The organism is Streptomyces sp. NPDC042336 (assembly GCF_055581985.1).
This window is the reverse complement of sequence record NZ_JBVJEA010000055.1, coordinates 1-12,580: the sequence shown is the minus strand read 5'-3', so window position 1 is coordinate 12,580 and position 12,580 is coordinate 1. Positions and strand designations below refer to the sequence as shown.

7 protein-coding genes and 6 pseudogenes are annotated in these 12,580 nt (G+C 66.7%); 8 read left to right on the top strand and 5 right to left on the bottom strand.

Annotation, left to right across the window (positions count from 1 at the left end):
• Positions 1-324 precede the first annotated feature (324 nt).
• Positions 325-489: pseudogene (locus ACZ6IM_RS41535) on the bottom strand (IS5/IS1182 family transposase); the annotation flags it as partial.
• A 157-nt stretch (positions 490-646) separates the two neighbouring features.
• On the opposite strand from ACZ6IM_RS41535, the gene ACZ6IM_RS41530 reads away from it, so the two are divergent.
• Complete coding sequence (locus tag ACZ6IM_RS41530) at positions 647-1,417, top strand: transposase (protein ID WP_319218540.1); 771 nt, start codon at positions 647-649, stop codon at positions 1,415-1,417.
• A gap of 114 nt (positions 1,418-1,531) precedes the next feature.
• Here ACZ6IM_RS41530 and ACZ6IM_RS41525 read toward each other — a convergent pair whose 3' ends face one another.
• A complete protein-coding gene (locus ACZ6IM_RS41525; protein WP_319218542.1) occupies positions 1,532-2,401 on the bottom strand; it encodes a transposase family protein in 870 nt (289 codons plus the stop codon).
• Between the two features lie 171 nt (positions 2,402-2,572).
• Here ACZ6IM_RS41525 and ACZ6IM_RS41520 point away from each other — a divergent pair.
• Positions 2,573-2,881: pseudogene (locus tag ACZ6IM_RS41520) on the top strand (helix-turn-helix domain-containing protein); the annotation flags it as partial.
• Positions 2,882-2,893: 12 nt separating this feature from the next.
• Here ACZ6IM_RS41520 and ACZ6IM_RS41515 read toward each other — a convergent pair.
• A pseudogene (locus ACZ6IM_RS41515) lies at positions 2,894-3,698 on the bottom strand (IS5 family transposase); the annotation flags it as partial.
• Positions 3,699-3,815: 117 nt separating this feature from the next.
• Between ACZ6IM_RS41515 and ACZ6IM_RS41510 the strand changes: the two are divergent.
• The 3 genes and pseudogenes from ACZ6IM_RS41510 to ACZ6IM_RS41500 form a co-directional block, all read left to right on the top strand.
• Positions 3,816-5,067 (top strand): annotated as a pseudogene (locus tag ACZ6IM_RS41510) (IS701 family transposase).
• 488 nt (positions 5,068-5,555) lie between these two features.
• Positions 5,556-6,419, top strand: coding sequence for a hypothetical protein (locus ACZ6IM_RS41505; RefSeq protein ID WP_319218758.1), 864 nt, complete (start codon positions 5,556-5,558; stop codon positions 6,417-6,419).
• An 84-nt stretch (positions 6,420-6,503) separates the two neighbouring features.
• Positions 6,504-6,658: pseudogene (locus ACZ6IM_RS41500) on the top strand (IS6 family transposase); the annotation flags it as partial.
• Positions 6,659-6,921: 263 nt separating this feature from the next.
• Here the strand turns inward: ACZ6IM_RS41500 and ACZ6IM_RS41495 are convergent.
• Positions 6,922-8,076 carry a type 2 periplasmic-binding domain-containing protein gene (locus ACZ6IM_RS41495; RefSeq protein WP_319218720.1) on the bottom strand — a complete coding sequence of 385 codons (1,155 nt, stop codon included), beginning with the start codon at positions 8,074-8,076 and terminating at the stop codon, positions 6,922-6,924.
• A 171-nt stretch (positions 8,077-8,247) separates the two neighbouring features.
• Between ACZ6IM_RS41495 and ACZ6IM_RS41490 the strand changes: the two are divergent.
• Together ACZ6IM_RS41490 and ACZ6IM_RS41485 are read left to right on the top strand one after the other, a co-directional pair.
• A pseudogene (locus tag ACZ6IM_RS41490) lies at positions 8,248-9,026 on the top strand (ISAzo13 family transposase); the annotation flags it as partial.
• Positions 9,027-9,927: 901 nt separating this feature from the next.
• Positions 9,928-10,826 (top strand): IS5 family transposase gene (locus ACZ6IM_RS41485; protein ID WP_398918956.1). Its coding sequence is split into 2 segments (ribosomal slippage): positions 9,928-10,267 and positions 10,267-10,826, totalling 900 coding nucleotides; the frame shifts between segments, so codons are not numbered across the junction.
• Here ACZ6IM_RS41485 and ACZ6IM_RS41480 read toward each other — a convergent pair.
• Entirely contained in the window at positions 10,778-11,455 is a 678-nt protein-coding gene (locus ACZ6IM_RS41480) for a hypothetical protein (RefSeq protein WP_469564383.1), read from the bottom strand. The genes ACZ6IM_RS41485 and ACZ6IM_RS41480 overlap by 49 nt on opposite strands.
• Before the next feature lie 84 nt (positions 11,456-11,539).
• On the opposite strand from ACZ6IM_RS41480, the gene ACZ6IM_RS41475 reads away from it, so the two are divergent.
• On the top strand, positions 11,540-11,935 hold the full coding sequence (locus ACZ6IM_RS41475; RefSeq protein ID WP_319218868.1) for a hypothetical protein: 396 nt from the start codon (positions 11,540-11,542) through the stop codon (positions 11,933-11,935).
• Positions 11,936-12,580 lie beyond the last annotated feature (645 nt).

Below are 12,580 nucleotides of genomic sequence, written 5' to 3'. Positions count from 1 at the left end.
TTCGAGGGTTCAACGGCCTCGGGCTCAGCCACGTTCTCACTGGTCATCGATGCATCCTCCATGATCGGGAGTTACACCGAACGATTTACAGTCCCACGCCCGGGGCGGCCCAGCCGCCGGGGAAGGCCTCCACGACGACAGCGTGGAGGCCTTCCCAAACCTGAGATGCCGCAGCACAACCGCCAGCCGCGAGACGTGCACCGTCCCCGCCGCGGCCAGGCAGGGCGGTCTCACCCGGCCACGGTCCGTGCGAACGTCAGTCGCAGAAGCGGGAGAGCCAGGTGCCGCCGGCCCACTGCTTCGTAGGAAGTAGCGGTTTTCGTTTCTGGTGGCGATGCCGCGAAATCCCTTGAGTCGGTTGAAGCAGCGCTCGATCATGTTGCGCCACCGGGTGGTTTCCCGGTCGAACCCTGGCGGTCGGCCACCGCGCCTCAGCCGGTACCGTCGCTGGTCGGCTTTCTCGGGGATAGTGTTCGCAATGCCGCGTTTCCACATGTAGGGCGCGGAAGCCGCGGAACCTTCGTGGGCGCGAGTCGAGCCTTTGAGTAAGCCCGGGCCTGAGAGCCCTGTTGACAAGGCGAGGCCGACTCGCACCCGGCAGCCTAAAGGGTGTTGCAGAAGGCCGCGATCTGGACATATCCGTTGTATGGCTGGGGTGTTGAGGGCCGAGCGGGTGTGGGTGGAGACGTTCACGGGGTTGCGGGTCGATCAGTTCGGCCGGCTGCTGCGGGCGGTCCGGGAACGCGGTGGCGAGGGCTGTGGATGGGGTCGTCCGTGGCGGCTGCCGCTGGCCGAGCGGGTGCTGCTGGTGGCCGTGTACTACCGCACGAACCTCACCATGCGGCAGCTCGCCCCGCTGTTCGGCGTCTCGCCCGCGACGGTGTGCCGGGTGATCCAGCGGCTCGGTCCGCTGCTCGCGCTCGAGCCGGCCCGCACCTCCCAGGACGCTGTCGAGCGGCTGTGGATCGTGGACGGCACCCTCGTCCCGGTCCGCGACCGCAAGGTCGGAGCGTCCTCACGCAACTACCGATTCTCGGCGAACGTGCAGGTCATCGTGGACGCCGAGACACGGCTTGTGGTGGCCGCGGCCCGGCCGGTACCCGGGAACACCGCGGACGCGAAAGCCTGGCGGGACTCCGGCCTGGCCGCACACTGCGAAGACGTGACGGTCCTCGGCGACGGCGCCTACATCAACACCGGCCTGATCGTCCCGCACCGCAAACGCCCCGGACGCCCCTTGCTCAAGGGCGAGGAAGAGGACGACGCGCAGCATCGCAAGGTCCGCGCCCGTGTCGAGCACACCTTCTCCCGCATGAAGAACTACAAGATCCTCCGCGACTGCCGGCAACGCGGCGACGGCCTCCACCACGCCGTCCAGGCCGTCGCCCGCATGCACAACCTCGCCCTCACCGCATGACCACACACGCCCGAACACCCCTCCGACCTGCCCGATCACGGCCTTCTGCAACACCCTTTACGAGCTCGTGCACAGTAGGCGGTGAGACGTCATGAACTTCGGTGTGACCTGGGTTCACGTCTGCCGTGTCGGCCTCAGGTCCACGGTCTGCTGGTGGGACAGCAGGCCGGCGACGGCTTGGATGGTGTCGCTCATATGCTCGCGGCGGCCGAGATGACGGGCCAGTGCCCGCCAGTTCTTCAGATGGGCGATGCCGTGCTCGACACGGATACGGCGTGAGGAGTGTGCCTTGCGCTGGCGTTCGTGTATCTCCTCGTACCAGTCCGGGGCGTTCTTCTTGAACTTGCGGTGTGGTGGTGTGATCACCCGGCCGCCGGTCTGGGCGCCCAGGCCCTGGTAGCCGGCATCGGCGAGGATCTCCACCGCAGGTCCGTCGGCCAGGAGTCTGACCAGCCCTAACTGGCGGGCTTGGGTGATGTCTGCGCAGCTTGCGGGCCGTGCTGGGCTGCACCACAGCACGCGGCCTTCGCCGTCCGTGACCACCATGGACTTGACCGCGTTCTGCTTGTTCTTGCCGGAGATGAACTTGTCGCGGTCCTGGCGTCCGGCGGCCGGGCGGCGAACCCGGATCTCGGTGCCGTCGACGATGCCGGTCGTCCCGCTCGAGCCGAGATGGTCGATGACCTCGGCCAGAGACCGCAACCGCACGTCAGGGCTGACGGTGCACCCTCTCTCGGCGAGCAGGGGCCGCACCTCACCGACGGCCCGGGTGATGGTGGAGCGGTCCACTCCGAACCAGCAGGCCAGCACGTCATGGGTGGCCCCATGACGAAGATGGACGAGCGTGGCCAGGAGCCGGTCGACGAACACCAGCCGGTGCTTCGCGCCGGCGCCCACGGCCCGCTTCCGCGGTCGAGCGGCAAGTTTCGCCTGGTGACGCTCCTGCCACAACGGACCGATCTCCTCGACGAGTTCAGCAATCACTCCGGCAGTCAGGCCCGTGATCCGCCGATTACTGATGATCGCCGCACGCGTCGAGTTCCCCACCACCCGACCATGATCAACCATCCAGGCTCGGCCTCTCACCGCCTACTGTGCACGAGCTCGTTAGAGGTTGTCCCGTAACCAGTGGTGCGGCTGGTGCGTTGGTCGGGCATGGGTGGGGTGATCTCAGCAGATGATCCGAAGTGGATCGAGCCGTTTGCGGGTCTGACCGAGGCGCAGTTCGCGAGGCTGGTGGCACTGGTGCGGCGCCGAGGTGGCGACGTTCGGCGTGGCCGGCCGTGGCGGCTGTCGCTTGAGGACCGGGTGTTGCTGGTGGCGACGTACTGGCGCACGAATCTCACGTTGCGGCAGGTGGCGCCGTTGTTCGGAGTCTCGAAGTCCGCGGCCGACCGCATCTTGGACCATCTCGCACCGCTGCTGGCCATCTCGCCCGCGCGTCGGCCGCGCAAGGACACCGTAAAAAAGTGAGGCTCGGAGTCGTCGCAAGCAGATGATGCTGCAGGCGAGTTGGAGCAGTCCGAGGTGGAGGTCGGCCCGTATCTCGTAGCGGATCCGAAGGCGTTTGAACGGATGGAGCCAGGCGAAGGTTCCCTCGACGACCCATCGGGTCCTGCCCGGGCCGGATCCGTGGGCGGTGCCCTTGCGGGCGATCTTCGGCGTGATACCGCGGGCTCTGAGCAGGCGTCAGTACTTGTCGTAGTCGTAGCCGCGGTCGGCGAACAGTCGCCGTGGCCGGTGGCGGGGTCCGGCCGACCCAGGCCGCGGACGCGAGGGATGCTGTCCAGCATGGGTATGAACTGGGTGACGTCGTGCCGATTTCCGCTGGTCAGCGAGACGGCGAGGGGTTTTCCGTGACGGTCGGTGATCAGGTGGTGCTTGCTGCCGGGGCGGCCGCGGTCGACCGGCGAAGGTCCGGTGTGAGCCCCCCTTTCAGAGCCCGGACGTGCGAGCCGTCGATCGCGGCGTCGTCCATGGCCAGCAGGCCGGCTCCGCGGAGTTCCGCGAGGAGAATGGCGTGCGGGCGGGGCCAAACTCCGGCCTCGGTCCAGTCCCGCAGGCGCCGCCAGCACGTAACCCCGCTGCAGCCGATCGTCTCGGTCGGCACGTCCGCCCAGGTCACGCCCGTGCGCAGGACGTAAATGATCCCGCGCAGAGCCGCACGGTCATCCGCTGGCAGCCGGCCCGGATACCGCCGACGCCGCGGCGGACGAGGCGGGAGCAACGGGACGACACGATCCCACAGGCCATCAGGCACAAGGTCATCCGGCACCTGCAGAACTTGGCCGCCCACCAGCCCAACTGCCAAGTCCTCGGGCCAAACTCATTCTGAAATGATCAGTTAGTACTCCAGCAGCGGATCGTGTCCTGAGCTGGCGATTGTCGTTGACCTGGTATGGAGGGCATGACTGAAGTCGGTTGCTGGGCTGCGGAGTTGGAGTCGGTGTTCGCTCGGGTGGCGGGCCGGTTCGCTCGGGCGGATCTGCGGTGGCGGATGCGGGACTACGTCCGCGGTCTGCTGGGCCAAGCGGCACGGAAGAATGGCTGGCAGCTCGCGGAATGGGCAGGTCACCGCACGCCGGACGGCTTCCAGCGGCTGCTGAACAGCAGCGTCTGGGACGCGGACGCCTTGCGCGACGATGTCCGTGCCTACGTCGGCGAATGTCTCGGCCCCGATGGAGTGTTGATCATCGAGGACACGGGGTTCATCAAGAAGGGCACCACGTCGGCCGGGGTGGGCCGGCAGTACACCGGCACGTCGGGGAAGATCGACAACTGTCAGATCGGGGTGTTCGCCGCCTATACCACTCGTTCGGGCCGGGCCCTGGTGGACCGCGAGCTCTACCTGCCCAAGGCCTGGACGTCCGACCGCGACCGTTGCCGGGCGGCGAAAAACCCTGATGAGCGGGCGTTTGCGACCAAGGGTGAACTGGCCCGGGACATCGTCCGCCGGTGCCTCGGTGCGGGTCTGCCCGCCGCCTGGGTCACCGCGGACGAGGCCTACGGACAGGACTGGCACTTCCGCCGCCTGCTCGAGCAATTCGACGTCGGCTATGTGGTGGCGGTGCCCAAGTCGCAGCAGATCAAGTCGCTGGCCGGTATCTGGCGCATCGACCAGCTCATCGAGGACGCCCCTGGCGATGCCTGGCAGAGACTCTCCTGCGGCGACGGCGCCAAGGGCCCGCGTGTCTACGACTGGGCCGCGGCCAAGCTGCCCGCCAACCTCGTCTTCGACCCCGACCCGCCGACCCATCACCGCTGGGTGATGGCCCGCCGCAGCATCTCCGACCCCGGCGAACTTGCCTACTACTTGGTCTACGCCCCCGTCGGCGTCGAAGATCGCCGAGCTGGCCCGAGTGGCCGGCTCCCGCTGGGCGATCGAGGAGTGCTTCCAGGCCGCCAAGAACGAATGCGGCCTCGACCAGTACGAGGTCCGCCGCTATCCCGGCTGGTACCGGCACATCACCCTGGCCATGCTCGCCCACGCCGTCCTGACCGCACTCGCCGCCCAAGCCGCCGAGTCCGCAAAGGGGGCTGCAGAAACGGATCAGCCCTCGTCCCGCTCACCGTGGCAGAAATCCAGCGACTCCTGGACACTCTCCTGCCCCACCCACGAGCCGACCGCGACCCCGCCACCCACACACTGAAGTGGTCGGCCTGGAGAAGACACCACCAAGCCGTCGCCCGCCGCTGCCACTACCGAAAACGCAGCTCAGGACACGAACCGCTGCTGGAGTACTAGACCGGTCGGAACTCCCCGACCGCCACGCCGCCTGCGAGAAGTGACACAAGACGGCCGAGGAGTGGCGCACAAGCCGCCGCGTTCCAAACACGTCGCGCTGGCGGTAGTACAGCTACACGCAGTCAGAGATCACCTCGGTCGGGTACCGGTACCCCCTTGTACGACGGCGACGCGCTCTCCACGGACGGTCCCCCTCCACCATGACCAACCCGAAGATCGCCCCATGGTCAGCCAACATGGCAGCACCCACAAGGTGGGGCGTCCCGGGCGACCCCGAACGGATGGGCGATATCACCTGCCGTTGACCTTGGGTTTACCCCCAGATGTGAAGGTCGGAAAGGTAGGGCTGTAGAAAACGCCGTCGCGGGTTGATGCCGGGCAGGAGATGATGACGTGGTCAATAATCTGCGGTGGGCTGAGCTGCTCCCTTCCGTAGCCACGGACCTGTCACCCTTCGTCAAGAGTCTCGGGAAGTTCCAGGACAATTTGAGCCTTTATGGCATAGGCACGGGCATCGCCGGGCTCGATGGGGTGAACCAGATCATCAAGGAGACGCGCGCTGCCTGCGGGATCTGGATGCGACCCGACCAGGAGCACATCAAGCCGAGTCTCACGCGTTTGGCTTTCGGAGTCGTCAACGTCGCGGGCTACGGGCTCTACGGTGCCGGCGCCGGAGGGTTCCTCGGCCGGTACGGCACGGGCGGGGGTCTGCTACTTGTCACCGCCTCCAACGTCCTGAAGCAGCACTTCCTGCCCGCGGAGCAGACGTACCGCCCCGATGTCCTCCCGCTGCACCGGAGTGACACTGCGGCGAACGTGCCACCCGCCGCCGGACGAGCAGATGTGTCGGAGCTAGAAAGCATCGCCCGGTACGCGCAGGCGCTGCTCCCTGCTCCCTCCACCTCTCCTGACCCGCTTGTGGCTCCTCTGGCAGCACCGGATCCGAACGATCGCTGGCTACAGGCCGGTGTGATGGAAACCGGTATGGTGCGGCCAGTACCCTCCGGGCCAGGCAGCCAAGTACACCGCCTACTGGCAGGGATCCCGGTCACTGATGCAGCCGTCGGCGGAACCCGCAACATCGTGAACCCTGTGGCCGCGACGGCGGGCGCCAGCCCTCAGTGGCAGGGTTGCTCTCGTTCGCTGCCAGACATCAGGACCGCGACACCCGCAGACACCGAGACATGGCGCCGGGGAACCACCGAGTACGCGGTGGCCTCCTCCCGATCCCCCGGTGAGCGCCGTCGGACTCATTAAGCTCGACGTTCGTCAAGGGTGCTGTCATGTTGGCTGACCGGATGGGATGATCTTCGGGTTAGTCATGGTGGAGGGGGACCGTCCGTGGAGAGCGCGTCGCCGTCGTACAAGGCGGCACCGGTACGCGATCCAGGTGATCCCCCCACTGCGTGTGGCTGTACTTCCGCCTCCCGCTCAGCTTTCGCGAGGTGCAGGAGCTGATGCTCCAGCGTGGTGTGTTCGTCTCCCACGAGACGGTCGGGGCCGGCCTGCTGCTGCACCCCAACCTGCCCTGGACGGTTTCCCTGCACGATCTGCGGATCTTCGCTCATCACCCTCCTGGCCCGCCGCCTCACCCGGCCTCCCCGCCCACCCGCTCATCGCCCCACCTCGTCGAACAGGTGAAAACGACCGTCAAACCCAAGCCCATACGCCTCCGCACGCAGCAGCCGCAGAGAATCCGCCTCACACCCTCCACCTTGCGCTGACAGGGACAGACTCCTCTCGCTCGGAGTGCACGCCGTCAACGCTTGCGCGCGTTGCGCGGCGGCTGAGGCAGCCTCTTCTGCACTAGCCCTGCCGGGCGCGCCGAGAGGGAAGCCTGCGACGGTTTCCGGGTGGAGGTGAGGCCTGACACGATCCGTGCGTCGACTGGCGGGACGGGGCTAGTGCGGCCTGGGTCTGGTCCGGACGGCCTTCGGTCCAGGATGTCGGCGGTCATGCTCAGCAGACTTGGCCCGGGGTCAATGACAGGCAACCTGCTGTGGTCGGACTGGTGGGATATGGCGGTGCCGTCCTGATGCGTGGGCAGCAGCGGTTCTCTCACCTTGCTTTCTGCGGCCACGTGTGCCGATACCTCCGAGCCAATGATCACTCCGTAGGAGACCGCTTCGACTGCCGCAGATATCCCGCGGACGAGTTGGAGATACCTGTGAGGAAACGCACCGTGGAGCACGTTGGAGCTTCCTATGGCGTAGCCGACCGCCCCTGCCATGTTGAGGATCCCGCCGAACATTTTCCCGTAGTTCGGCTTTGGCAGCTTCTCGTCCGGGCGCTTGAAAGTGCGCACCAAATTCCCGAACTCGTCCGAGAACGCCTGCGCCCCGACGAGCCCGTTCAGCCCGAGCCCTACGGCATAGACGTCCTTATTCAGAATTCCCGTACCGTAGCCCTGCACGATGTAGGAGTATCCCTCGCGGCCGGCGTCCATCGCTCTTCGGGCAAGGGAGAGTGTAGCCCTTTCCGGGTCCTTCGATGAGCCCTCTATCACCAGGTATGCCATGCCCGCGATCTGTGCGCCGGCTCCTCCCATCGCGGGGCTCACCGCGCCGACACCGGAAGCGGCATACGCCGCCAGACCGGCGATGTTAGCCAATCCGGCGCCTACCTTGTAGAGATTCAGAGCCGGGCCTCCCCGCCCCTGCTGCCATCGGACGATCTCCTCCAGGGCCGCTTTTGCTCCCACGTCCCCGTTCGCCCCGACACCGATGGCATAGACCAAATCGTTTTCTGCAAGGATGCCGCCCGCTTGTATCGCGTGCGGAGCGCCCTCAAGGCCGGACTTCCCGAGGATCTCGGCAACAGTTACCCAAGGCAGCTCACCGATTTTCTGCCATGCCGCCCCAAGGCCGAATTCCCATGGCAGCTTGAGACGGTGGACTGCATCCTGATTCGGCACTTTAACTCCCTTACTCGCCTCTCAATGAATAGATTACGAAAGTCAAGTATTCACGGTTTGGCCTTTTGTGAAGTTCATACGCCGTGAGGTTATTTCTTAACGGTTTCTTGGCATTAAGGGCGTGCAGATCTTTAACTCGTAGCTTTCGGCTCGGTGGTTCGTTGGTCTGTCATGAGCGGATTGGATGGGCAACGGGCCGTGCTGGCAGCCAAGTTCGAGGCAATTCTGCCGCACCTGGACGGGCGGCAGCGTCGCTTGTTGATAGGGGTGGAGGCCCAGTTCCTCGGTCATGGCGGGATCAGAGCAGTCGCTCGTGCCGCTGGTGTCCGCGAAGCCACTGTGTCGGGCGGAGTACGGGAACTCGACTCCGGTCAGGCCCCTTTGGGACGCATCCGCCGGCCCGGCGCCGGCCGCAAACGCGTCGTCGAACGGAACCCGGCCGTTCGGAAGGCACTCCTCACGCTGGTCGAGCCCGACGTCCGCGGTGACCCCATGTCTCCGCTGCGCTGGACTATCAAATCCACCCGCAAACTAGCCGGGGAGTTGACCCGCCAAGGCCACAGGATCTGCGCGGACACGGTGGGCGACCTCCTGCGTGAGGAAGGCTTCAGCCTCCAGAGCAACGCCAAGACGCTGGAGGGCAAACAGCACCCCGACCGGGACGCACAGTTCCAGTACCTCAACGAACAGGCCCGCAGCCACCAGGACAGCGGGGAACCGGTGATCAGCGTGGACACGAAGAAGAAGGAGCTGGTCGGTCCGTGCAAGAACAACGGCCGTGAATGGGAGCCCAGAGGCGAGCCGGTGCGGGTCGACACCCACGATTCCCTGACCGCGAGTTGGGCAGAGCGGTGCCCTATGGCATCTATGACGTCGTCGCGAACACCGGCTGGGTCAACGAGCACTGCCTCGTCGACGAACTGGGCGTCCTTGTAGTGCAAGCTCGTCGCCGCAGGAACAGCGGCATCATGCGGACAGAAGGCGAGGCCGCGCCCGAGGACCAGTCAGCTTTCGGTCCCCCAGTGCGAAGGCGCCGGACGGCCTTCCGGCCGGCTATGACGGTACCGACTGCAGCCAAAGCCGAGTCCGGGATGACCGCCCACTCCGTGCATGCTCTGGCAGGCGCCGCCGACGGCCGCCGAGGAGTGGACGCCTCGTTGAGGAGGCGGGAAATCAGGAGGGAGGCTTCAACCGCGTCTGAAGCCGCCCCCGTCAGGGGTGAACCTTTGTGGTCCCCAGTACGTGGTGCAGTTGGATGTCGCCGGTGTCAGTCGCGCACTGGCCGGGGGACCTGTTCCAATCCCTGACGGGAGGCAAGCCTCCCGGCACGGCATCCCCGGCTCGTTCGTAGAGGGAAGGAGCCGGGCTGTGGCTCGAGAAGACTCCCCCCCCCCGGCTTCTTGAGCCACAGCACTGATCCCGCTCGGGATGGGGCTGATTCCTCCGTGCGGGCGCGTACCGTGGACCGGCACCGCACATTCCCAGCAGGAAACCCATGCAGCCCTCTGAAGTACAGTCCGCCCCGGCCGCGCCGCAGGCACAGCGCCGGCCGCGGCGGTCAGCCGTCCGTCATGGCCAGGCATCCTCTGCTGACTACGGCTGCACCCGCACCGAGTGTCGCCAGGCAGCACGCCGGGCCCGCCGCCAACGCAACCATGACCGCCTGCGCGGCGTCTCGGCCCGCGTCCCGCCCTATGCCGCCGCCCGCTGGGCTGTCCGGCTACGCGAGCAGGGCATGTCCACACAGGACATCGCTGACAGGGCTGGCCTGGCAGTGACGCTGGTGCGTCGACTGCTGCGCAGCGCAGAACTAGGCGGTTTCGTTTGGATCAGCCGATCGTTGATCCGGGTGTGCCGTTGACCGACGCGCAGTGGGCGCGGATCGAGCCGTTACTCCCGGATTGGACTCCGAAGCGGGGTGGCCGGTGGCGGGATCACCGTGAGGTGATCGATGCGATCGCCTGGAAGTTCCAGACCGGATCGCAGTGGGTCCACCTGCCCGAGAAGTACGGGAACTGGAGGGGCGTCTACAACAGGCTGCGGATGTGGGCCATCGACGGCACCTGGGAGCGGGTGTTCACCGCACTCATCGCGCAGGCCGATGCCGAGGAAGACCTTGGTTGGGCCGTCTCGGTCGACTCCACTGTCGTGCGCGCGCACCAGCACGCAGCCGGGGCCCGCAAAAAGGGGCCCCGGCCGGCGAGCCCGATGACAATGCCATCGGCCGGTCTCGTGGTGGACTGACCACGAAGATCCACCTCGCCTCTGATGCTCACTGTCGGCCGCTGGCCTTCGTGCTCACCGCCGGACAGGCCGGTGACGCGCCCGTCTTCGCTCACGTCATGGCCCGCCTCCGCATCCCTCGGCAGCGAGGACGTCCCCGTACCAGGCCGGACGTGGTCCTGGCCGATAAGGCGTACTCTTCACGCGCGATCCGCGAGCACCTGCGCAAGCGCAAAATCCGGGCGGTCATCCCCGTTCCGGCCGATCAACGCGGCCACCGGCTGCGGCGCGGCAGCCAGGGCGGTAGGCCACCCGTCTTCGACCGCGAGGCGTACAAGCAGCGCAACACCGTCGAACGCTGCATCAACCGCTTGAAGCAGTGGCGGGGCATAGCCACCCGCTACGAGAAGACCGCAACCATCTACCTGGCCGGACTCTACGTCGCTGGCATCTTTCTCTGGTCTGCCAGGCCAACGGCTCAGGAGCAGGAGCGAAGCGCATCGTCCCAGGCGCCAGGGCTGCGGTAGTGGTTCTTGTGCCCGGCGGCAAGTACGTGGCGCAGTTCGGCAAGGTGCTGGGTGTTCGTGGGGAGATCCAGCTGGCCGAGGAAGGTCAGTGCGACAGTCGGCTCCAGGTCGCCGTAGACGTTGTGGAAGCTCGCCAGGAGGCCGCGGAAGACGGCCGAGTGCAGGGCAGGAAGTCGCATGGCGGTGCGGTACGTCAGCTCCTTCACCGTCCAGCGCACCGGGCCCGAACACTCCAGAACCCGACAGGCTCGGCGGAGCAGGGCCTCCGATCGCTCGGCCACTATCCGGTCGATGTCGTTGCCGAGAACCTCGGCGAAGGCCGTCGCGGAAGTGGCGTGGTCCTCGAACCAGTCCACCCACAGCGAGTAGGTGACGGCCTCAGAGTCCCGGTCCGCCTCCAGTCGCTGACGGTAGCCGCCCAACATCACGTCGGCCGGCAGGGGACCCTCCGCACCCTCGTTCGCGAACCGGATCTCGCACGTGACCCAGTACTCGTCGAGGAGGTCCAGCAGCCCGAAAGCCAACCTCACCTGGTCGGCTGCATCCAGATCTTCGGCGAACACATCACCGGCCCAGGAGTGCGCTACCTCGTTGGCGGTGAGCAACGCGTCCGGCTTCTCGTCGCTCACCCACCCGTCGCACACCTGGCTGACACCCTGATCAGCCAGCCAACGCCGCGCTGCCTCCTCGGCTTGCATCTCCACTCGGGAAGTATGACAAGCCTTGCAAGATCCAAAAGAAACGGCCTAGGCCAGCAGGCAAGGCCCATCGCTGGCACCACCGCCACGGCTGTACTCGGTATCCCACTTTCCGCACGCAGCGCGCCCAGTGCCCCGGGCCTGACCGACGCTGCCAATACGTCCGGGCTGCTGGCTGACTTGGCACGTGCCGGATGGCCTGCCACCGCACTCGCTCTGCGTCTGGATGTCAACGCCCGCAGCATCGCCGAGATCCGCGACAAACGTTCCCGGCTCCGCCTTGATCTCGCGCTGCTCATTCGCCGTCTGCACCGTGAGCTGATCGGCCTCGATCCCGTCAACCACGGCATCGACCCTGCCGACGCCGCCCGCGCCCGTGCCGCCGCTGCCCGCCGCGCCACCGGGGCCTGACCCGCCAGGTTTCCTGCCGCCGGCCGGTCCCGTGCCGCCCACTTCGACGGACTGAAGAGTGCCACTCTTTCCGCTACCGAGCAGCTCACCTAACGGCAGACCGCCAACGGCATGGTCTTCATCGGTACGTCGATATGGCGGGCGAGACGCAGTTCGGCGGCCGCCGCCCCGCTACGTCTCCCACGACCTGGAGTTCACCGGCATCGGAGAGTCCGGCCGTCCGGCCACCAACGAGGTCTTCTCCCCCGGCCCGGAGTTCGGCAAGCTGTGCGCGGTGGCGCGGATGAACCCGGGCTGCATCGACGACCTGCGCCGGGTCGGATTCGACCCAGCCTGCTGCAACAGCCCTACGGAACCTGGCCCGCGTCGCTGCCGCTGAAGGTCGGTACCGGTACTGGCCAGTACCGGCCACGGCCCCCGGCTCGCGCAACTCGCCACGTTGCTGTTCTGCCGGCCCGGGCGCAGCTCCGAGACCCTGCGCTCCGACGTGGACCGCGCCAACCCCTGGCATGAACACCCTCAACGCCCGGATGCAGGATCTGCGCCGCTCTCTAGTGCTCTGACCGGGAAGGTTCGCCGGATTGTCGGATCATTCCTGCTCGGAGGCAGCGGCGAGGTGACGGCGGCAGAAGTCGGCAGCCGTGA

Coding starts and splice junctions, on each gene's coding strand:
- ACZ6IM_RS41530 (WP_319218540.1), top strand. CDS start 647: ATGGCTGGGGTGTTGAGGGCCGAGCGGGTGTGGGTGGAGACGTTCACG.
- ACZ6IM_RS41475 (WP_319218868.1), top strand. CDS start 11,540: ATGACAAGCCTTGCAAGATCCAAAAGAAACGGCCTAGGCCAGCAGGCA.